The organism is Nitrospirillum amazonense (assembly GCF_007828045.1).
GTDB lineage: Bacteria > Pseudomonadota > Alphaproteobacteria > Azospirillales > Azospirillaceae > Nitrospirillum > Nitrospirillum amazonense_C.
The window spans coordinates 249,054-269,353 of the sequence record NZ_VITN01000005.1; the positions used below are offsets into that span (position 1 = coordinate 249,054).

Annotated in this window: 17 protein-coding genes; 4 read left to right on the top strand and 13 right to left on the bottom strand. The window is 67.8% G+C overall.

What is annotated here, in order from left to right:
- Positions 1–22: 22 nt before the first annotated feature.
- The 8 genes from lpdA to zapE all read right to left on the bottom strand — a co-directional run bounded on the left by lpdA (position 23) and on the right by zapE (position 12,478).
- Positions 23–1,432, bottom strand: a complete 1,410-nt coding sequence (gene lpdA, locus FBZ89_RS10875; RefSeq protein ID WP_145749999.1) for a dihydrolipoyl dehydrogenase — start codon at positions 1,430–1,432, stop codon at positions 23–25.
- 223 nt (positions 1,433–1,655) lie between these two features.
- Entirely contained in the window at positions 1,656–2,885 is a 1,230-nt protein-coding gene (gene odhB, locus FBZ89_RS10880) for a 2-oxoglutarate dehydrogenase complex dihydrolipoyllysine-residue succinyltransferase (protein ID WP_145750000.1), read from the bottom strand.
- A gap of 86 nt (positions 2,886–2,971) precedes the next feature.
- Positions 2,972–5,911 (bottom strand): 2-oxoglutarate dehydrogenase E1 component, encoded by a 2,940-nt coding sequence (locus FBZ89_RS10885; protein ID WP_145750001.1) that lies wholly within the window; start codon positions 5,909–5,911, stop codon positions 2,972–2,974.
- Positions 5,912–6,380: 469 nt separating this feature from the next.
- Positions 6,381–7,256: a succinate--CoA ligase subunit alpha gene (sucD, locus tag FBZ89_RS10890; protein ID WP_004274388.1), complete on the bottom strand. Its 876-nt coding sequence runs from the start codon at positions 7,254–7,256 to the stop codon at positions 6,381–6,383.
- A 2-nt stretch (positions 7,257–7,258) separates the two neighbouring features.
- Entirely contained in the window at positions 7,259–8,455 is a 1,197-nt protein-coding gene (gene sucC / locus FBZ89_RS10895) for an ADP-forming succinate--CoA ligase subunit beta (protein WP_145750002.1), read from the bottom strand.
- A 226-nt stretch (positions 8,456–8,681) separates the two neighbouring features.
- Positions 8,682–9,641 (bottom strand): malate dehydrogenase, encoded by a 960-nt coding sequence (gene mdh / locus FBZ89_RS10900; RefSeq protein ID WP_145750003.1) that lies wholly within the window; start codon positions 9,639–9,641, stop codon positions 8,682–8,684.
- Between the two features lie 376 nt (positions 9,642–10,017).
- Positions 10,018–11,271, bottom strand: coding sequence for a DUF2336 domain-containing protein (locus FBZ89_RS10905; protein ID WP_145750004.1), 1,254 nt, complete (start codon positions 11,269–11,271; stop codon positions 10,018–10,020).
- Between the two features lie 82 nt (positions 11,272–11,353).
- On the bottom strand, positions 11,354–12,478 hold the full coding sequence (zapE, locus tag FBZ89_RS10910) for a cell division protein ZapE (protein ID WP_145750005.1): 1,125 nt from the start codon (positions 12,476–12,478) through the stop codon (positions 11,354–11,356).
- 274 nt (positions 12,479–12,752) lie between these two features.
- On the opposite strand from zapE, the gene leuD reads away from it, so the two are divergent.
- Positions 12,753–13,367, top strand: coding sequence for a 3-isopropylmalate dehydratase small subunit (gene leuD / locus FBZ89_RS10915; protein ID WP_145750006.1), 615 nt, complete (start codon positions 12,753–12,755; stop codon positions 13,365–13,367).
- Positions 13,368–13,579: 212 nt separating this feature from the next.
- Positions 13,580–14,689: a 3-isopropylmalate dehydrogenase gene (gene leuB / locus FBZ89_RS10920; protein WP_145750007.1), complete on the top strand. Its 1,110-nt coding sequence runs from the start codon at positions 13,580–13,582 to the stop codon at positions 14,687–14,689.
- 94 nt (positions 14,690–14,783) lie between these two features.
- Here the strand turns inward: leuB and FBZ89_RS10925 are convergent, their stop codons facing one another.
- The 3 genes from FBZ89_RS10925 to FBZ89_RS10935 all read right to left on the bottom strand — a co-directional run bounded on the left by FBZ89_RS10925 (position 14,784) and on the right by FBZ89_RS10935 (position 16,845).
- Positions 14,784–16,076, bottom strand: a complete 1,293-nt coding sequence (locus FBZ89_RS10925; protein ID WP_145750008.1) for a pentapeptide repeat-containing protein — start codon at positions 16,074–16,076, stop codon at positions 14,784–14,786.
- 122 nt (positions 16,077–16,198) lie between these two features.
- Positions 16,199–16,459, bottom strand: a complete 261-nt coding sequence (locus FBZ89_RS10930; protein ID WP_145750009.1) for a hypothetical protein — start codon at positions 16,457–16,459, stop codon at positions 16,199–16,201.
- A gap of 44 nt (positions 16,460–16,503) precedes the next feature.
- Complete coding sequence (locus FBZ89_RS10935; RefSeq protein WP_145750010.1) at positions 16,504–16,845, bottom strand: Mpo1-like protein; 342 nt, start codon at positions 16,843–16,845, stop codon at positions 16,504–16,506.
- A gap of 176 nt (positions 16,846–17,021) precedes the next feature.
- Between FBZ89_RS10935 and FBZ89_RS10940 the strand changes: the two genes are divergently transcribed.
- Complete coding sequence (locus tag FBZ89_RS10940) at positions 17,022–18,038, top strand: aspartate-semialdehyde dehydrogenase (protein ID WP_145750011.1); 1,017 nt, start codon at positions 17,022–17,024, stop codon at positions 18,036–18,038.
- 77 nt (positions 18,039–18,115) lie between these two features.
- On the opposite strand, the gene FBZ89_RS30835 is transcribed toward FBZ89_RS10940, so the two are convergent.
- Positions 18,116–18,613 carry a thioredoxin family protein gene (locus FBZ89_RS30835; RefSeq protein ID WP_186457297.1) on the bottom strand — a complete coding sequence of 166 codons (498 nt, stop codon included), beginning with the start codon at positions 18,611–18,613 and terminating at the stop codon, positions 18,116–18,118.
- Positions 18,614–18,627: 14 nt separating this feature from the next.
- The gene (locus FBZ89_RS30840; RefSeq protein ID WP_186457298.1) at positions 18,628–19,167 is read right to left on the bottom strand and encodes a hypothetical protein; all 540 of its coding nucleotides are present in this window, start codon (positions 19,165–19,167) and stop codon (positions 18,628–18,630) included.
- Positions 19,168–19,396: 229 nt separating this feature from the next.
- On the opposite strand from FBZ89_RS30840, the gene FBZ89_RS10950 reads away from it, so the two are divergent.
- Positions 19,397–20,296, top strand: a complete 900-nt coding sequence (locus FBZ89_RS10950; protein ID WP_145750013.1) for an HpcH/HpaI aldolase/citrate lyase family protein — start codon at positions 19,397–19,399, stop codon at positions 20,294–20,296.
- Positions 20,297–20,300: the final 4 nt, after the last annotated feature.

A 20,300-nucleotide genomic window follows, 5' to 3' on the forward strand; every position in this document is an offset into this window, starting at 1 on the left:
CCGCATTCCCGAAGTGGAAGGCTTACATGTGGATGGTGCGGCCCAGCACGCCCAGGGCCGCTTCCTTGATGGCCTCGGTCAGCGTGGGGTGGGCGTGGCTGGTGCGGGCGATGTCCTCGGACGAGGCGCCGAATTCCAGGGCCAGCGCCAGCTCCTCGATCATCTCACCGGCCGACGCGCCGATGATGTGGGCGCCCAGCAGCTTGTCGGAATGGGCGTCGGCCAGCAGCTTCACGAAGCCTTCGGTCGCCTGCATGGAGCGGGCGCGGCCGTTGGCGGTGAAGGGGAACTTGCCGACCTTGTAGGTCACGCCCTCGGCCTTCAACTGCTCCTCCGTCTTGCCGACGGCGGCGATTTCCGGCCAGGTGTAGACCACACCCGGGATGGCGTCGTAGTTGATGTGGCCGGACTGGCCCGCCATCACCTCGGCGCAGACCACGCCCTCTTCCTCGGCCTTGTGGGCCAGCATGGCGCCGGCGATCACGTCGCCGATGGCCCAGATGCCGGGCACGTTGGTGCGGAAGTGGTGGTCGGTCTTGACGCGCTTGCGCTCATCCAGCTCCACGCCGACCTTGTCCAGGCCCAGGCCCTCGGTGTAGGGGCGGCGGCCGATGGCCACCAGCACCACGTCGGCCTCGAGCGTCTCGGCCGCGCCGCCGGCGGCGGGCTCGACCGTCAGGGTGACGCCGGTGTCGGCGGCCACGGCCGAGGTGACCTTGGTCGACAGCTTGAAGGTCAGGCCCTGCTTGCCCAGGATGCGCTGGGACTGTTTGGAGACCTCACCATCCATACCGGGCAGGATGCGGTCCAGGAACTCCACGACCGTGACCTGCGCGCCCAGGCGCTGCCAGACGGAGCCCAGCTCCAGCCCGATGACGCCGCCGCCGATGACCACCAGGCGCTTCGGCACCTCGGTCAGGTCCAGGGCGCCGGTGGAGGAGACGATGCGCTTCTCGTCGATGGTCACGCCCGGCAGGGGCATGACGTCGGAACCGGTGGCGATCAGGATGTTCTTGGCGGTGACGGTCTCGGTGGAGCCGTCCTCCTTGGTCACCGTCACCTGGCCCGGGGCGGCGATGCTGCCCTTGCCGGTGAAACGCGTGATCTTGTTCTTCTTGAACAGGAACTCCACGCCGGTGACGTTGGATTCGACCGTCTTTTCCTTGTGCTTCATCATCGTCGGCAGGTCGAGCTCGACGCCCGCGACCTTCACGCCGAAGTTGCCCAGGGAGTGGGACGCTTCCTCGAACTTCTCGCTGGCCACCAGCAGGGCCTTGGAGGGGATGCAGCCCACGTTCAGGCAGGTGCCGCCCAGGGTCTTGCGCATCTCGACGCAGGCGACCTTCATGCCCAGCTGGGCCGCGCGGATGGCCGCGACATAGCCGCCGGGGCCGCTGCCGATGACGACGAGATCGAATTGGGTAGTGGTCATGTTCGGGTTCCCTCAGGCGCCGGGCGCGGCCATCCGGCCGCTTGGCTATCCTCGATTTCCAGTCCGCTACGCTCCCCGGAAATCTCCGGCGGCCTCGGTCGAGGCCTCGTCGCTGCGCTCCGGAAAAAGGGAACCGGCGCTGATTGTTGGGTTGAGCTGAGTGTTGGGTTGAACGATCAGGCAGTCAGCAAACGGGGGGCCGTGGGGCCCCCCGTCCGTCGGATCAGACGTCCAGCAGGATGCGTTCCGGGTTCTCCAGGCATTCCTTGACCCGCACCAGGAAGGTCACGGCCTCGCGGCCGTCGATGATGCGATGGTCATAGGACAAGGCCAGGTACATCATCGGGCGGATGACGATCTGGCCGCCGACGACCATGGGACGCTCCTGGATCTTGTGCATGCCCAGGATGCCCGACTGCGGGGCGTTCAGGATGGGCGAGCTCATGAGCGAGCCGTACACGCCACCGTTGGAGATGGTGAAGGTGCCGCCGGTCATGTCGGCGATGGACAGCTTGCCGTCGCGGGCCTTCTTGCCCAGCTCATTGATGCTCTGCTCGATCTTGGCGAAGCCCATCTGGTCGGCGTCGCGCACCACCGGAACCACCAAACCCGTGGGCGTGCCGACGGCGACGCCGATGTCGTAGTAGTTCTTGTAGATGATGTCGGTGCCCTCGATCTCGGCGTTGACGGCCGGGATCTCCTTCAGCGCGACCAGGCAGGCCTTCACGAAGAAGGACATGAAGCCCAGCTTCACGCCGTGCTTCTTCTCGAACTGGTCCTTCAGCTCGTTGCGCAGCTTCATCACGTTGGTCATGTCCACCTCGTTGTAGGTGGTCAACATGGCCGCGGTGTTCTGGGCGTCCTTCAGGCGGGCGGCGACGGTCTGCCGCAGGCGGGTCATGCGCACCCGCTCTTCCAGGTCGGCGCGGGCGCGCGGGCCGGCCGGGGCCTTGGCGATCGGGGCCGGCGCGGCGACTGGGGCCGGGGCGGCCTTCGGGGCGGCCAGGTGGTCGATCACGTCACCCTTGGTGACGCGGCCGTCCTTGCCGGTGCCGGCGATGGCGGCCGGGTTGACGCCGGCGTCGGCGGCGATCTTGGCGGCGGCGGGCATCACGCCGGCGGCACCGTTGGAGGCCGGGGCGGCGGCGGGGGCCGGGGCCGGCGCGGCGGTCTTGGCCGGGGCCGGAGCGGCGGCGGGGGCGGCCGCGGCGGCGGCGCCCTCGGTGATCACGCCCAGGACGGCGCTCACACCCACGTTGGCGCCTTCGGCGGCGCGGATTTCGCCCAGCGTGCCGGCGGCCGGGGCGTTGACTTCCAAGGTGACCTTGTCGGTCTCCAGCTCCACCAGCGTTTCATCCGCCTTGACGCTGTCGCCAACCTTCTTCAGCCACCGCGCGACCGTCGCTTCCGACACGGACTCGCCGAGGGTGGGCACCAGGATTTCCGTCGCCATGTTTTTGGGACCTTGGTTCGTTTCTAACAAAGGGTTTCAGAATAAAATCATTCCGGGGCCGCAACGGGCCCCGGAACGTTATTGGATCAAGCGATGGTCAGCGCCTCGTCCAGGAACTTGGCCAGTTCCTGGTTGTGGCGCTTCAGCTGGCCGGCGGCCGGCGAGGCGGCCTCGGCGCGGCCAGCGTAGGACGGACGGCCCGCCTTATGGTTCAGTTCCCTCAGCACGCCCTCGATGCGGCGGTCGACGAAGGTCCAGGCGCCCATGTTGGCCGGCTCTTCCTGGCACCACACCACGTCGGCGTTGGGGTACTTGGCCAGTTCCGCCTTCAGGGCATCACCCGGGAAGGGGTACAGCTGCTCCAGGCGCAGGAAGGCCACGTCCTTGACACCCCGGTTCTCACGCTCCTGGAACAGGTCGTAGTAGACCTTGCCCGAGCAGAGGACGACGCGGCGGATCTTCTCCGGCTCGACCAGGTCCACGCCGGTTTCGTACAGGACGCGGTGGAACGACTCGTTGCCGGTGAACATGGACAGCTCGCTGACGCACAGCTTGTGGCGCAGCAGCGACTTGGGGCTGAAGACCACCAGCGGCTTGCGGAACTCGCGGTTCACCTGGCGGCGCAGCACATGGAAGTAGTTGGCCGGGGTGGTGCAATTCACGATCTGCCAGTTGTCCTCGCCGGACAGCTGCAGGAAGCGCTCCAGACGGGCGGAACTGTGCTCCGGCCCCTGGCCCTCATAGCCGTGCGGCAGCAGCATGGTCAGACCGGACATGCGCAGCCACTTGCTTTCGCCCGAGCTGATGAACTGGTCGATGATGGACTGGGCGCCATTGGCGAAATCGCCGAACTGGGCCTCCCACAGGACCAGGGCGTGCGGCTCGGCCAGGGTGAAACCGTATTCGAAGCCCAGCACGGCCGCCTCGGACAGCGGGCTGTCGTGCACCTCGAACCGGGCCTGGCCCTCTTTGTGGTCCGGGGCGCGGATGTGGTCCAGGGGCACGTACTTGGCCTCGGTGGTCTGATCGACCAGCACGCAATGGCGGTGCGAGAAGGTGCCGCGGCCCACGTCCTGGCCGGACAGGCGCACGGGCACGCCCTCCACCAGCAGGGTGCCGAAGGCCAGCGCCTCGGCCGTGGCCCAGTCCAGGTCCTTGCCGGTAGCGAACATCTCCTGCTTGGCCTTGAGCTGGCGCACCACCTTGGCGTTCACGTCCACGCCTTCCGGCACGGCGGAGATGGCCTTGCCCACTTCCTGCAGCAGGTCCATGGGGGCGGCGGTCTTGCCCTTGCGGTCGTCGTTCTTGGCGGCGCTCAGACCCTGCCACTTGCCTTCCAGCCAATCGGCCTTGTTCGGCTTGTAGGTGGTCGAGGCCTCGAACTCCACTTCCATGGCCTTATGGAAGTCCTTGACGAAGGCGTCGGCTTCCTCGGCCGTGATCACCCCCTCGGCGATCAGCTGCTTGGCGTACAGCTCGCGGGTGGTGGGGTGGTTGCGGATCGCCTTGTACATCAGCGGCTGGGTGAACGCCGGCTCGTCGCCTTCGTTGTGGCCCTGGCGGCGGTAGCAGACGATGTCCAGCACCACGTCCTTCAGGAACTTCTGGCGGAACTCCACGGCGATGCGCGTCACGTGGATCACGGCTTCGGGATCGTCGCCGTTGACGTGGAAGATCGGCGCCTGAATGGCCTTGGCCACCTCCGTCGGGTACGGGCCGGACCGGGCGTACTGCGGCGCGGTGGTGAAGCCGATCTGGTTGTTGGTGATGATGTGGATGATGCCGCCGGTGCGGTAGCCCTTCAGCTCGGACAGCAGCAGCGTCTCGGGCACCAGGCCCTGGCCGGCGAAAGCGGCGTCGCCGTGCAGCAGCAGGCCCATGACCTCGGCGCGCGCCTCATCGGACGGCGGCATGGTGGAGCGCTGAACCTGCTTGGCGCGGACCTTGCCACACACCACCGGGTTCACCACCTCCAGGTGCGACGGGTTGGCCGTCAGCGACAGGTGGATGGTGTTGCCGTCGAACTCGCGGTCGGCCGAGGTGCCCAGGTGGTACTTCACGTCGCCCGAGCCCTGCACGTCCTCGGGATTGGCGGCGTTGCCCTGGAATTCCGAGAAGATGGCCTTGTACGGCTTGCTCATCACGTTGGCCAGGACGTTCAGGCGGCCGCGGTGCGCCATGCCGATCACCAGCTCCTTCAGGCCCAGCTGACCGCCGCGCTTCAAGATCTGCTCGATGGCCGGGACCCAGACCTCGCCGCCCTCCAGGCCGAAGCGCTTGGTGCCGGTGTACTTCAGCTGCAGGAAGCGCTCGAAGCCCTCGGCGGCCGTCAGGCGCTGCAGGATGGCCTTCTTGCCCTGGACCGTGAAGTCGGTCTGGTTGCGGATGCCCTCGATACGCTCCTGGATCCAGGCCTTCTGCTCCGGATCCTGGATGTGCATGAACTCCACGCCGATGTGGCCGCAATAGGTGCGCCGCACCGCGTCCACGATCTGGCGCAGGGTGGCGGTCTCCATCCCCAGCACGTTGTTGATGAAGATCGGGCGGTCCAGGTCGGCGTCGGTGAAGCCGTAGGTCTTGGGGTCCAGCTCCGGATGCTCGCCGCGCTTCTCCAGGCCCAGCGGGTCCAGCTTGGCCATCAGGTGGCCGCGGACGCGGTAGGCACGGATGAGCATCAGGGCGCGGATGCTGTCCAGCTGCGCCTGGCGCAGCTGCTCGGGCGTGATGCCGCCCACCGCGGCGCCGTTGGCGGCCGGGGCGGCGGCGCCATTGGCGCCCTTCGCCCCCTTGGCGGGAGTGGCCGGCTTGGCATCGGGATCGGGCACGCCGATGACGGCGGCCTTGTTGGGCGCCCAGCTCGCCCCCTTGATTTCGCCCAGCACGACGCGGGCATCGTCATCCAGCCCGGCGAAGAAGCTGCTCCACGAAGGATCGACGGAGGCCGGATCCTGCAGGTAGCGGGCGTAAAGCTCGGCGACGAAGGTCGCGTTGCCGGCGAAAAACAGGGAGCTTTGATCGGTTACCATGGCGCTCTGCGCTTGATCTGGGAGGGATAGGGCGCCCGCGTCTACGTGGCAGGCGTCCCGATGGGACCGAAATTCGCGTTCTTTTACGCCATGATACCTGCGCCTTCAATATGCGACGGCGGTGGGGCCGTTGCCACGAAAACGCCTACCCCGCATAAGAAGCGCCCAGTTTCCGCAACAAAACCATCGAGCCAAAAAGGAAGCTGACGTTTTTGTTGCGCAACGCTGGACGGGGTGATCATCACGGCGTCGGCGCGTGCCCATCAAAATTGTAAATGTGCACGCTAACAATGAGGTGGCACCAGCATCCCATCGGGTCAAGCGACGCAGGGGAGGCGATGCCTCATGCCAGCCATGGAAAAACGGCGGCCCCGGGTACCAGACATGCGCTGGGGCGGGTGCCGCCGTTCCTCCTCGGGTCGGCCCGGTGCCCCCGAGCTGACCCGTCATTTCAACCGAAAGGCCGGTATCAGCCCTTCAGCGCCTTCAGCATGGTGGAACCCAGGCTGGCAGGGCTGTCGGCCACATGGATGCCGGCGGCGCGCAGGGCCTCGACCTTGAAGTCGGCCGTGTCGTTGCCACCGGAGATCACGGCGCCGGCGTGGCCCATGCGGCGGCCCGGGGGGGCCGTGCGACCGGCGATGAAGCCGACGACCGGCTTCTTCGTCTTGCTGTCGCGGATGAACTCGGCGCCATCGACTTCCGCCGAACCGCCGATTTCACCGATCATGATGATGCCCTCGGTCTCCGGATCGTCGAGGAACAGCTGCAGGCTGTCCACGAAGTTGGTGCCGTTGACCGGGTCGCCGCCGATGCCGATGCAGGTGGTCTGGCCCAGGCCGGCCGCGGTGGTCTGCGCCACGGCCTCATAGGTCAGGGTGCCGGAGCGGCTGACGATGCCGATCTTGCCACGCTTGTGAATGTGGCCGGGCATGATGCCGATCTTGCACTCGTCCGGGGTGATGACGCCGGGGCAGTTCGGGCCGATCAGGCGGGTCTTGGACCCGGCCAGGGCGCGCTTCACCGTCACCATGTCCAGCACCGGGATGCCTTCGGTGATGCAGACCACCAGCGGGATCTGGGCGTCGATGGCCTCCAGGATGGCGTCCGCGGCGAAGGGCGGCGGCACGTAGATCACCGAGGCGTTGGCGCCGGTGGTGTGCACGGCCTCGGCCACGGTGTCGAACACCGGCAGGTCGAGGTGGGTGGTGCCGCCCTTGCCGGGGGTCACGCCGCCGACCATCTTGGTGCCGTAGGCGATGGCCTGTTCGGAGTGGAAGGTGCCCTGCGCGCCGGTGAAGCCCTGGCAGATCACCTTGGTGTTCTTGTCAACCAACACGGCCATGATTACGCGGCCTCCTTCACGGCCTTGACGATCTTTTCAGCGGCGTCGGCCAGGTTGTCGGCGGACAGGATCGGCAGGCCGGACTCGGCCAGGATCTTCTTGCCCAGCTCGACGTTGGTGCCTTCCAGGCGGACGACCAGCGGAACGTGCAGGCTGACCTCACGGGCCGCCGCCACCACGCCCTCGGCGATGACATCGCAGCGCATGATGCCGCCGAAGATGTTGACCAGAATGCCTTCGACATTCGGATCGGACAGGATGAGCTTGAACGCGGTGGTCACGCGCTCACGGGTGGCGCCGCCGCCCACGTCCAGGAAGTTGGCCGGCTCGCCGCCGTACAACTTGATGATGTCCATGGTGGCCATGGCCAGGCCGGCACCGTTGACCATGCAGCCGATGTTGCCATCCAGCTTCACATAGTTCAGGCCGTGCTTCGTGGCCTCGGTCTCCGACGCCTCTTCCTCGCTCTCGTCACGGAGCTCTTCGATGTCCTTGTGACGGTAGAGGGCGTTGTCGTCGAAGTTCATCTTGGCATCGAGGGCGATGACCTCACCGGCGCCGGTCACGACCAGCGGGTTGATCTCGACCTGCGAGGCGTCCAGCTCCACGAACGCCTTGTACATGGCGGACAGGAACTTCACGGCGGCGCCGACCTGCTTGCCTTCCAGCTTCAGGCCGAAGGCGATCTGGCGGGCGTGGTAGCCCTGCAGGCCGCCGACCGGGTCGATGGCGACCTTGACGATCTTCTCGGGGTGGCTGTGGGCCACTTCCTCGATTTCCATGCCGCCCTCGGTCGAGGCGATCACGGTGACGCGGGAGGTGGCGCGGTCCAGCAGCAGGGACAGGTACAGCTCGCGCTTGATGTCGCAGCCTTCCTCGACATAGAGGCGCTTGACCTCCTTGCCTTCCGGACCGGTCTGCTTGGTCACCAGCGTGTGGCCCAGCATTTCCTTGGCGTTCGACACGACGTCGTCGATCGACTTCACGACGCGGACGCCGCCCTTGCCCTCGGGGTTCTCCTTGAACCGCCCGGCGCCACGGCCGCCGGCGTGGATCTGGGACTTCACGACCCACACGGGGCCGCCCAGGTCCGCGGCCACGGTCTTGGCCTCTTCGGGGGTGTAGGCAACGCCGCCGCGGGGTACCGCGACGCCGTATTTCTTCAGCAGGCCCTTGGCCTGGTATTCATGAATATTCATTCGGGGATCGCCCGCTTCCGGTTGGGAAACGGCCTCGCAAAGTTTGCGGCCGATCGCGGGGCCAACCCCGCGCCGCGGGCACTGTAGAGAGCAATGCCGGGGCGATCAACCGCGTAAAGTGACGGAAGGGTGGCTTCGAACGCTATTCCGGTATCTGTTTGGCAAATGGCCCCGCCGGCGAGAGGCGGGCGGGGCCATTCACAACGTCATACCGGAACCCGAACGATCAGCCGGCGACCTTGGCGGTGACTTCGACCAGCTGCTGCACGGCGGCAACGGACTTCTCGAAGTTGGCCTTTTCCTCGGCGTTCAGCTCGATCTCGATGATCTTCTCGACGCCGCCGGCGCCGATGATCACCGGCACGCCGATGTAGAGGCCGTCCACGCCGTACTGGCCGGTCAGCTTGGCGGCGCAGGGCAGCACGCGCTTCTTGTCCTTCAGGAAGCTCTCGGCCATGGCGATGGCGGAGGCGGCCGGGGCGTAGAAGGCGGAACCGGTCTTCAGCAGGCCGACGATCTCCGCGCCGCCGTCACGGGTGCGCTGCACGATCTGGTCCAGCTTCTCCTGCGTGGTCCAGCCCATCTTCACCAGGTCCGGCAGCGGAATGCCGGCGACGGTGGAGTAACGGACGGAGGGGACCATGGTGTCGCCGTGGCCGCCCAGCACGAAGGCGGTGACGTCCTCGACCGAGACCTTGAACTCATCCGCCAGGAAGTGGCGGAAGCGGGCGCTGTCCAGCACACCGGCCATGCCGACCACCTTGGCCGGGTCGAAGCCGGTGACCTGCTGCATCAGGCCGACCATGGCGTCCAGCGGGTTGGTGATGACGATGACGAAGGCGTTCGGGGCGTGTTCCTTGATGCCCGCGCCGACGGCCTTGATGACCTTGGCGTTGATGCCCACCAGGTCGTCACGGCTCATGCCCGGCTTGCGCGGCACGCCGGCGGTGACGATCACCACGTCGGCGCCGGCGATGCCGGCATAGTCGGAGGCGCCCGACAGGTTGCTGTCGAACCCTTCCACGGGGGCGGCCTCGGCGATGTCCAGCGCCTTGCCCTTGGCGACACCCTCGAAATCAGGGATGTCGAACAGGACGATGTCGCCAAGCTCCTTCAGGCCGGCCAACAGGGCCAGGGTGCCGCCGATCTGGCCGGCGCCGACCAGCGCGATCTTCTTGCGTGCCATGGTTGGGTTCCTCGAACTTTTGGTTGCGAACTTTGGGGTGAATGATAAGGCGCTAGTGAAAACAACGGACCCAAGCCACCCAAAGGCTCTGCGGCATCGGGCGGAGGTCCCGGAAATTCGCCATGCGGGGTCCCAGGCGCCAGGGCGCCCGGCCTTCGGGGCCCGAGGAACGAGGGAGCCCGCGGCGGGCTGATTAGCCTGAATCCGCCCGCCGGGCAAGGCGCCCCGTACACGATCAGGCGCGCGCGTCGCCCATGGCAGGCTCCCTGCAAAAGATATGGTTCAGAACCAACGGGCGGGCGCACGATCGCGAACCCCAGGTGCAGCTTGCCGCGGCGCCCCGCCGGGGCACGTCGCGCCAGGCCGCCCGCCGCAATCACTTCGGCGCGATATCGAACAGCTCGAGGTGCCAATGCATCTCGACATCGGTCATGGGGTAGTCCGTCCCCAGCCGGGCGTTCAGCAGCTTGCGCGGCGCGATGCCGGCGCCCCGGGCCTGCAAGGTGCGGGCGCCCCGCATGGAAAATCCGGCCCGCCAGGCCAGCGCCGTCACCGCCTTGGGGCTTTGCGTCGCCAGGATGCGGCGCACGGCGTCCACCGGCACCCGCGCCAGCAGCGCCATCGCCGCCTGGGCGAAGTCGCGGTCGCCCCAGCTGAGGGCGTCGCACACCACATCCTCGTTCAGGCCGCCGGACGCCGCCAAGCGCGCCGCCTTGTCCGCGGCACCCTCCGGCTTGCCGTAGCCGGCGGCCCAGTCCAGCCGGCGGGAAGCGGCGGCCACCACCGCCTCCACCCCCGCCTTGTCCAGCCCCTGCCCCGCCAGGCCGTCGCGCAGGGCATCTTCCACCGCGCTGGCCAGGCGCTGCGACACCTCCGCCGGGCCGGCGGGCGGGGGTGGCGGCGCATTTGGATCAGGTACCTCTTCGGGAGTCACGCCCCCAATGGGCACGTGGCCCCGCTCCGCCAGCAGGCGGCGGGCCTTGGGCGACAGGTCGGCGCCGGGGTTGCCGGCCAGGGTGGCCCAGGACCCGTGGTCGCCCATCGCCACCACGGCGTCGCCCACCGGCCGGGACACGGTGCGCCGTCCGGCCACCGCCTCCACCACCCAGGGCTCCGGCCGGCGGGACAGGATGTCCAGCAGCTCCTCATCCGACAGGGCCATGCACCAGCGCAGCACCGGACCCGCCACGTCGCTGGCCACGTCGCGGGCCAGGGTGACGGCCAGTTTGGGCGGGGCGCATTCCACGTCGGCCAGGGCGCTGGACAGGGCGGTGCGCACGCGGATGACCTGGTCGGCCGCCAGCAACTCCAACGCAGCGAAGGCCACGTCGCGCATGGCCCCCACCTCGGGCCGGGACAGGTCGGGCAGCAGGCGGGTCAGCTTGTCCGCCAGCAGGGCCCGCACCCGGTCGCTGGGGTCGCGGGCCAAACGGCCGAAGGCGCGCACCGGCGTCATGGCATTGGTCACGACGGCGCCACGCACCCGCTCGTCATCGTCGTCGGCCAGGTAATAGAGCAGTTCGGGCCGGGTGTCGGGGCTGTTCGCCAGCTCGATCCGCGCCGCCACGTCGCCCCCGGCGGCCACCGTCTTGGCGGTCTCATAGTCGATGGACGGCTTGGACGGCGACACAAGCTGCCTCCGGCTGGATCACGGGCTCAAGGCACCACCCTACCATGTTGGCGGGCGAACCGTCAGTTCCAGAGGGCAAGTCTCAAGTGAGATGCCCCGCCGCCAGATAATCCTCCGACTGCATTTCCATGAGGCGGCTGACGGTGCGCTGAAATTCGAAGGCGTGCCGGCCCTCGGGGTAGAGCTGCCCGGGAGCGGCCTCGGCCGCCATGATCAGGTGCACCTTGTGCTCATAGAGGGCGTCGATGAAGGTCATCAGGCGCTTGGCCTCGTTGCGCAAGCTGGGGTCCAGCATGGGCACGCCGTCCAGCAGCACCGTGTGATAGTGCGTGGCGATGGCCAGGTAGTCGCCGGGGCCCAGGGGCTGGCGGCACAGCTCGTCGAAGGTGAACCAGGCGACACCCTTGGCCTGGCGCGGCACCGGCAGCGTGCGCCCCTGCACCATCAGGTGGGTGGCGGTGGGCTGTGCGTCCGTCAGCTCACCGAAGGTCTTTTCCAGGGCGGCGGTGGCGGCGGCACCCAAGGGGTCGAAATAGACCTGGCGGCCACGGATGCGGGCCAAACGATAGTCGCGGGCCCCCTCCAGGTGCAGCACGTCCAGCTTTTCCTGCAGCAGGGCGATGAAGGGCAGGAACAGGTCGCGCTGCAGGCCATCCTTGTACAGGTCGTTGGGCGCCCAATTGCTGGTCGCCACCACCACCACCCCCAAGTCGAACAGGTGGGTGAACAGCCGGCCCAGGATCATGGCGTCGGCAATGTCGGTGACATGGAATTCGTCGAAGCACAGCAGCCAGGCCTGGTCGGCGATGGTGCGCGCCAGTTCCGGCAGCGACTCATCGGCCCCGTTCTTGCGCAGGTCGGGACGCTGCCGCAGGCTGTGCAGGGACTGGTGCACCTCCTGCATGAAGGCGTGGAAGTGGACGCGGCGGCGGCGCAGCACCGGCGCCGTCTCAAAGAACAGATCCATCAGCATGGACTTGCCCCGGCCCACGTCGCCATAGATGTACAGGCCCTGCGGCGCCGGATCCGGCCGCCGCGCCAAGCCGAAACGGGCACGCCAGCCGGACTGGCCCTGCGCCGGGCGGTAATCCCGCAACGCCTGGTACAGGCTCTGCAGCTTCTCCGCCGCCAATTCCTGGGCCGGGTCGTCCTTCAGCGTGCCGGTGCCGCGCCGGGCGCGGTAGACGGACAAGGGGCCTTCGGACATGGGGGACCACCGGATGCTGGGAAAGGGGCGGTTCCTCATATCGAAACGGCCCGTTTCCAGCAACCGGCGGGGGGATCAACGCACCCTTGCGCCGCCCCGCCCCCGGCCCGACGGCGCAATATAAGTTCGCGAAGCGACCCATCCCCGTACTTCCCTTGCGTTTCGGTGGGGGCTGTCGCGCGTTAACGCATCATCGCGGGTGGTTGTTGGCGTCGTCCGCCTTGTGGCAGAAAGGGACAGCGTCACCCGTATTGTAGTCACCGGACGAGAGCCCATGGACAAGTTCACCATCCTGACCGGCGTCGCCGCCCCCCTGCCGATCCAGAACATCGACACGGACATGATCATTCCGGCGCGGTACTTGAAGACCATCAAGCGCACCGGTCTGGGCAGCGGGCTTTTCTCCTCCCTTCGCTTCAACGAGGACGGCAGCGACCGAGCGGACTTCATCCTGAACCAGCCGGCCTACCGCAAGGCCAGCATCCTGGTGGCGGGCGACAACTTCGGCTGCGGCTCGTCGCGCGAGCACGCGCCCTGGGCCCTGCTGGACTACGGCATCCGCTGCGTCATCGCCCCCAGCTTCGCCGACATCTTCTTCAACAACTGCTTCAAGAACGGCATCCTGCCCATCGCCCTGCCCCAGGACGTGGTGGACCGGCTGATGGACGAGGCGTCCAAGGGCGCCAACGCCACCTTCACCGTGGATCTGGAGAAGCAGACCATCACCACCCCGGACGGCGAGAGCGTCGGCTTCGATGTGGAGCCGTTCCGCCGCCACTGCCTGCTGAACGGCCTGGATGATATCGGCCTGACCCTGCAGCAGGTGAGCGCCATCGACGCGTTCGAGGCGCAGCAGCAGACCGGGCAGCCGTGGCGCTGGGCGCGCTGAGCGCCCACCCGTGACCATGCTGTGACGGCCGGGGGCGCTGCTCTTTGGCGCGGTTCCCGGCCAAAACAGGGGGTTGGCAGGATGCCGGCCCACCCGTATTTTCGCTAACCAATATCTAGAGGCCGCACGCCCGGCCGGCCGCACGCCCAAGCCCGAACAGGGAAGCCGGCGGCCGCGGCGACGCCGCACCATCCGACAAAAAGGGTTCATCCATGGCCGCTTACTCTCTTCTCATGCTGCCGGGCGACGGTATCGGGCCGGAAGTCATGCGCCAGGTCCGCCGCGTCATCGACTGGATGGGCCGCCGCCGCGACCTGGAGTTCACGGTGTCGGAAGGTCTGGTCGGCGGCTGTGCCATCGACGCCTACGGCGTGCCCCTGTCCGATGACACCATGGCCCAGGCGCTGGCCGCCGATGCCGTGCTGCTGGGCGCCGTGGGCGGCCCCAAGTGGGACGGCGTCAGCTTCGACAAACGGCCCGAAGCTGGCCTGCTGCGCCTGCGCAAGGAGATGGAGCTGTTCGCCAACCTGCGCCCGGCGGTGGTGTTCGACGCCTTGGTCGATGCCTCGACCCTGAAGCCCGAGGTGGTGCGCGGCCTGGACATCATGATCGTCCGCGAGCTGACGGGCGGCGTCTATTTCGGTGAGCCGCGCGGCATCGAGGATCTGGGCAACGGCATCCGCCGGGGGGTGAACACCCAGGTCTACACCACCCCGGAAATCCAGCGCGTGGCCCGCGTCGCCTTTGAGCTGGCGCGCAAGCGCGGCAACAAGGTCTGCTCCTGCGAGAAGCGCAACGTCATGGAATCCGGCCTGCTGTGGAACCAGGACGTCACCGCCCTGCACGCCGCGGAATACAAGGACGTGGAGCTGAGCCACATGCTGGCCGATGCCGCCGCCATGCAGCTGGTGCGCAACCCCAAGCAGTTCGACGTCATCGTCACCGACAACCTGTTCGGCGACATCCTGTCGGACGAGGCCGCCATGCTGACCGGCTCCATCGGCATGCTGCCCTCGGCCTCATTGGGTGCCGCTGACGCCAACGGCCGCCGCAAGGCGCTGTACGAGCCGGTGCACGGCTCCGCCCCCGACATCGCCGGCCGCGACATCGCCAACCCCATCGCCTCGCTGCTGAGCTTCGGCATGGCGCTGCGCTACTCCTTCGACCGGGGCGAGGAAGCCGACCTGCTGGACCGGGCGGTGCAGAACGTCCTGAAGGGCGGCATGCGCACCGCTGACATCATGTCCCCAGGGATGGCCCGCTGCTCCACCAGCGTGATGGGCGATAGCATCCTGCGCGAGCTGGACAAGCTGGTGGGCTGAGCCCGCCTGAAGCCAAAAAGGCCCGGAGCAGCGATGCCCGGGCCTTTTTCATGTCAGGTTCCGTTCCTTCGCCGCGCCCCGGCAACTGGAGGGGTTACCGCGACCTTACCTGCGCGGTGTTCGCGCCATCCAGGACGATGCCGTCCACCTGGGCGTCGCGCATGTCTGCGCCGCTCAGGTCGGCCTCGCGCAGCACGGCGCCGCGCAGGTTCGCCCCCCGCAGGTTGGCGCTGCGCAGGCGGGCGCGGGTCAGACGTGCCGGCCATTTGCGGTCCGGCTGCTCGGCGCTTTCCAGCAGGCCCAGGTTGGCGTTCTGCAGGTCGGCGCCGTTCAGGTGGGCGCGCTCGAAATTGGCGCCCCGGGCGTCCACGCCCACCAGCACCGCGTCCTGCAAGTCCACGCATTCCAGGTCGGCCATGACCAGGGATGCCCCCGTCAGCACCAGGCGGCGGGCCACGGCATAGGCCATCTTGGCCGCCGTCAGGTTGCGGCCCGAGAGGGTGAGCCCGCTCAGGTCGCGGCCCGACAGGTCGGCACGGGCGCCGGAGCGGCCGGCCGCGGCCACCCAGACGGCATGGTCCTCGACCAGCTCCATCACCGGCCGGGCGCCTTCCCCGCCTTCACCCGGCAGGACGGCACCCTTGCCGCGCAGCCGGCCGATCAGGCTGGATTCCATGATGGCGCCACGGAAGTTGGCGTCTTCGAGGATGGCGTCGTTGAAGAGGGCGTCGGTCAAGAGCGCCCCGGCGAAGGAGGTGCCGTGCAGCCTGGTTTCAGACAGGTTGGCGCCCTGCATGTTGGCCCCCTTGAACACGGCGCCGCGCAGGTCGGCGCCCCGGAAATCCACCCCCGCGAGGTTGGCGTCGGTGAAGTCGGCGTTCAGGGTCCAGGCGCCATTCATGCGGCTTTCGCCCATGTCGGCGCCGATGGCGATGGCGGAGGTCAGATCGGGGATGCGGCCGTCGAAGGTTTCCGGCAGGGGCTTGCCGCCGCGATAGACGGCCAGCACCGCCTCGCGCACGTCCGCCTCGCGCATGCGGGCCTTGGTCAGGTCGGCGCCGCGCATGCTGACGCCGCGCAGGTCGGATTTCGACAGGTCGGCCTGACGCAGGCAGGCCAGGCGGAAATCGCAGGCGAAAAGGGACGCGTTGCGCAGCCGCGTGCCCACCAGCTGGGCCTGGTCCAGGCGGCTGCCCGTCAGGTCGGCGTCGGTCAGGTTCAGCGTGGACAGGACCGCACCGCGCAGGTCGTGCAGGATGAAGGCGAAACGGGCGCCACCGATGCGCCCCTCGATCAGCCGTTCATGCTTGCGGGCCGCCTCGATGACCTCGGTCGGGGTCACCCGCCGAAATTCAAACCCGTCCTGGTACTGACGTTCAGGATGCATGCAGCCTAGCCACCCGAATTACCTCCATCGCCCTGAAATCAGGGCGTTGACTACATTGTTACACCAGCACTGGGTATTTAGAAGCGGATTCACCCGGTATTTCCGGAAATAAACCATCGATCCTAAGATACAAACTTGCGGCAATTCTCAACCATCGTGCCGTACAGGGCACGGATCAACTCTGACGGGCGCAGTCGGCCAAAGGGGATGTTTTCAATCGCGTACTCCACCAGTACTTCCGGGGGCTTGACCGGGACGATCTCAAAACCCGCCTTGCGCAGGCCGTCAACTACAGCTTGGGCCTGCTTGGTGTAATTTTCGTTAAAGAAAGTTTTGTCCGCGCGCTTGATGGCTTGGGCGATGGTGTCGACGATCTGAGCCAAGGCGGCTTATCCTTTGGTGGCAGGCCTGTAAGGGCAACGGTCCATCAGTGGCTGACGCCGTGGCGGCGCAACTCGGCCCCCAGCCGGCCGGCCACGAACAGGAAGAACATGCGAAAATCGCTGATCAGCGACCAGAGCGGATAGGTGAAGGTGGCGGGCCGGTTGTGCTCTACGAAGAAGTGGCTGATCCACGCGAAGAGGTAGCCGCATACCGGGGCGGCGGCGAAGTAGCGCCAATTTCCCGTGACCAGGCCGGCGGCCAGCGCCAGCAGCACCAGGCCGGTGCCCACGAAGTGCCAGGCCCGCGTGGCCGGCAGGGCGTGTTCGCCCAGGTAGAAGGGCCAGAACGCGTCATAGGTGGCGATGCGCGGTTCGTGTGCCGTCATGGTCTTCCCTCCCAGTCTAGACGCCGCCGGCCCGTTCGCGGGGCGGCACTGACGCCTGCGCGCTTGCAAAGCCCGCCGGCCGGCCTTAAGTCTCCGCCGGATTAGACCAGAGCGGCCCCCGCCCCCGCAAGCGGCCCCGCCCCCTGGTCCCCGCCAGAGATATGAGGAGCATGACCATGGGCTATAAAGTCGCCGTCGTGGGCGCCACGGGCAATGTCGGGCGCGAGATGCTGCAAATCCTGGCGGAACGGGAATTCCCGGTGAGCGAGGTCGTGGCCCTGGCGTCCGAGCGGTCCATCGGGTCGGAGATCAGCTTCGGCGACGATGACCTGCGTGTCCAGGATCTGGCCAAGTTCGACTTTACCGGCACCGACATCGTGCTGTCCTCGGCCGGCGCCAAGGTGTCCGCCCAGTTCGCGCCCAAGGCCGCCGCCGCCGGCGCCGTGGTCATCGACAACACCAGCCATTTCCGCATGGATCCGGACGTGCCCCTGGTCGTGCCGGAGGTGAACCCCGAGGCCATCGCCGGCTACAAGAAGAAGGGCATCATCGCCAACCCCAACTGCTCCACCATCCAGATGGTGGTGGCGCTGAAGCCCCTGCACGACCTGGCCCGCATCCGCCGCGTGGTGGTGTCGACCTACCAGTCCGTGTCGGGCGCCGGCAAGGAGGCGATGGACGAGCTGTTCACCCAGACCCGCGCCATCTATGTGAATGATCCCGTCGAGAAGAAGCAATTCACCAAGCAGATCGCCTTCAACGTCATCCCCCACATCGACGTCTTCATGGAAGACGGCACCACCAAGGAAGAGTGGAAGATGACGGTGGAGACCAAGAAGATCCTGGATCCGTCCATCAAGGTGACGGCCACCTGCGTGCGCGTGCCGGTGTTCATCGCCCATTCCGAGGCGATCAATGTGGAGTTCGAGAACCCCATCAGCGCCGATGAGGCCCGCGCCGCCCTGCGCCGGGCCAAGGGCGTGTCGCTGATCGACCATCAGGCCGACGAGGGCTATGTCACCCCCGTCGAGGCCGCCGGCGACGACCTGGTGTTCGTCAGCCGCCTGCGCGAGGACATCACGGTGGAGAACGGCCTGAACCTATGGGTCGTCTCCGACAACCTGCGCAAGGGGGCGGCCCTGAACGCCGTGCAGATCGCCGAACGGCTGGTGAAGGACCATTTGAAGAAGTAGGCGGCCGGCTGACCGCACTCAGGAAAGGGCGCCGCCTCATTGAGGCCGGCGCCCTTTTTCATGGCGTGAACAGGGGCTCAGATGCGGGAGCCTGGCGCCTTGGCGCCCCATTCCGTCAGGAAGGCCGCCACCTTGCCGGTATCGTAGCCCTTGCCCTGTTCCAGCAGCCCGGTGTCCTGGGAGTGCAGCACCTTGCCCTCGCCATCCAGGACGAACAGGTGGGGATAGCCCGCCACCTTGGGCCACTGGCCCAGCAACGCCTCGTTCTTGTTCTCCTTGCTCCAGTTCACCTTCACGGTGACGAAGCCCTGGTCCCGCATCGTGCGCAGCCGCGCGTCATCGGTGAACAGGGCATCGAAGCGGTGGCACCACACGCACCATTCGCCGCCCACATCCACCAGCACCCGCTTGCCCTGCGCCTTGGCCTGGGATACCGCCACGGCCACATCATGGGCGGCATCGCGGACGGGATCGAATTTCTCCACCGCGACGGGTGCGGCGTCCGCGGCACGGGTGGGCATTGGCACCATCAGCGGCGCCACCGCCAGGGACAGCGCGATCAGCAGGGGACGCATCAGGGCTACTTCTCTCACGACTGCTTGGCCGTCACTTCCAGTTCGCAGATGGGGGAGGCCATGCCGCGCGCCGACAGGCGGACATGCATGCCCTGGGCGTCGCGCACCTTCAGCGTGGTGGCGGCGCCGGCGGCTAGGTCCATGGTGCGGCCGGCCGTGGCCACCGTGCTGTCGGTCAGGATGTATTCCAGGGTGCAGCGGCGGTTGCCGATGTTGTGGAACAGGGCCTCGCCCGGGCCGCTGATCTTGAAGCCGAAGCTGCGTCCGTCGTTGAAATCCATGCGGCCGGCGCAGGGGCTGCCCGCCCCCACCACGCATTCCACGTCGCGCGGCGGCGCCTTGGCGTTGCCCACCAGGCGGGGATCGCGCAGCAGCGGCTGGTTGGCGGTGACCGGCTCACCGGCACCGGGCGCACCATCCTGCGGCGGAGGAGCGGCCTGAGCCCAGGCGCCGCCGGCGGCCAGGCACAGCAAAGCCGCCAGCAGGGCGCCTTCCAGTTGGGTGCCACGGCGCGTTGCGGAAGGGTCGAACGGGCGGCGGGTACGCGACGGCATCGGGGAAAGGCTCCTCGTGGCAATGGACCAGCCCCCAAGGGACGGGGCGGACGGCCTGTCCTAGGGGTAGCCCCGCCGCAGCCTGTGGGCAAGCCGCATGACGCGGGACAAGGGGACGCGAAGACTGTTACCACGGATGGAAGGCCGCCGGCCGTCGCCCCCGTCACAGGACGGCGCTATCGTGCCGCAAATCCGTCCGCCCATCTTGCCCATCTTGTAAGAGCCGCCCATGCCCGTCACCGCCCGTCCCCGCCGTTCCGCCCTGTACATGCCGGGGTCCAACGCCCGCGCGCTGGAAAAGGCCAAGGGCCTGGACGCCGACGTCCTGATCCTGGATCTGGAGGATGCGGTGGCGCCGGACGCCAAGGATCTGGCGCGCGACCAGGTGCTGGCCGCCGTGGCCGCCGGCGGCTTCGGCCGGCGCGAGGTGCTGATTCGCGTCAACGGCCTGGACACGCCCTGGGGCCATGCAGACCTGGCGGCGGTGGCCCGGTCGGGGGCCCATGGCGTGCTGATCCCCAAGGTGGAGTCGGCCGAAGCGGTGCGTCAGGCGGACCGTCTGCTGGCGGCGGAGGGGGCGACCAACGACCTTCCCCTGTGGGTCATGATGGAAACCGCCCTGGGCATGCTGAACGCCAGGGAAATCGCCTCCGCCTCCCCCCGCCTGGCCGGCATGGTGCTGGGCACATCGGATTTGGCCAAGGAACTGCACGCCCAGCATACGCCGATGCGCCTGCCCATGATCACGGCCCTGGGCCTATGCCTGCTGGCAGCCCGCGCCCACGGCCTGGCCATCCTGGACGGCGTGCACCTGGACCTGGATGACGACGCAGGCCTGGACGCCAGTTGCCGCCAGGGGGTGGAGCTGGGCTTTGACGGCAAGACCCTGATCCATCCCAAGCAGTTGGCCGCCGCCAACGCCGCCTTCGCCCCCGACACCGCGTCGCTGGACCGCGCCCGACGGATCATCGCCGCCCATGCCGAGGCCATGGCCCAGGGCAAGGCCGTCGTGCTGGTGGACGGCCGCCTGGTGGAAGCCCTGCACGTGGCCGAGGCCCACCGCCTGGTGGCGCTGGCGGAGGCGATCGGGACGCCGGCGACGGACGGCGCGAACCAGCCCTCCCCTTAAGCCG

What these genes read in the sequence shown, in the direction of transcription:
- lpdA (WP_145749999.1), bottom strand. Translation starts at nt 1,432, where the DNA reads ATGACCACTACCCAATTCGATCTCGTCGTCATCGGCAGCGGCCCCGGC.
- leuD (WP_145750006.1), top strand. Translation starts at nt 12,753, where the DNA reads ATGGACAAGTTCACCATCCTGACCGGCGTCGCCGCCCCCCTGCCGATC.
- FBZ89_RS10885 (WP_145750001.1), bottom strand. Translation starts at nt 5,911, where the DNA reads ATGGTAACCGATCAAAGCTCCCTGTTTTTCGCCGGCAACGCGACCTTC.
- FBZ89_RS10950 (WP_145750013.1), top strand. Translation starts at nt 19,397, where the DNA reads ATGCCCGTCACCGCCCGTCCCCGCCGTTCCGCCCTGTACATGCCGGGG.
- FBZ89_RS10935 (WP_145750010.1), bottom strand. Translation starts at nt 16,845, where the DNA reads ATGACGGCACACGAACCGCGCATCGCCACCTATGACGCGTTCTGGCCC.
- odhB (WP_145750000.1), bottom strand. Translation starts at nt 2,885, where the DNA reads ATGGCGACGGAAATCCTGGTGCCCACCCTCGGCGAGTCCGTGTCGGAA.
- sucC (WP_145750002.1), bottom strand. Translation starts at nt 8,455, where the DNA reads ATGAATATTCATGAATACCAGGCCAAGGGCCTGCTGAAGAAATACGGC.
- sucD (WP_004274388.1), bottom strand. Translation starts at nt 7,256, where the DNA reads ATGGCCGTGTTGGTTGACAAGAACACCAAGGTGATCTGCCAGGGCTTC.
- zapE (WP_145750005.1), bottom strand. Translation starts at nt 12,478, where the DNA reads ATGTCCGAAGGCCCCTTGTCCGTCTACCGCGCCCGGCGCGGCACCGGC.
- FBZ89_RS10940 (WP_145750011.1), top strand. Translation starts at nt 17,022, where the DNA reads ATGGGCTATAAAGTCGCCGTCGTGGGCGCCACGGGCAATGTCGGGCGC.
- mdh (WP_145750003.1), bottom strand. Translation starts at nt 9,641, where the DNA reads ATGGCACGCAAGAAGATCGCGCTGGTCGGCGCCGGCCAGATCGGCGGC.
- FBZ89_RS30835 (WP_186457297.1), bottom strand. Translation starts at nt 18,613, where the DNA reads ATGCGTCCCCTGCTGATCGCGCTGTCCCTGGCGGTGGCGCCGCTGATG.
- FBZ89_RS10925 (WP_145750008.1), bottom strand. Translation starts at nt 16,076, where the DNA reads ATGCATCCTGAACGTCAGTACCAGGACGGGTTTGAATTTCGGCGGGTG.
- FBZ89_RS30840 (WP_186457298.1), bottom strand. Translation starts at nt 19,167, where the DNA reads ATGCCGTCGCGTACCCGCCGCCCGTTCGACCCTTCCGCAACGCGCCGT.
- leuB (WP_145750007.1), top strand. Translation starts at nt 13,580, where the DNA reads ATGGCCGCTTACTCTCTTCTCATGCTGCCGGGCGACGGTATCGGGCCG.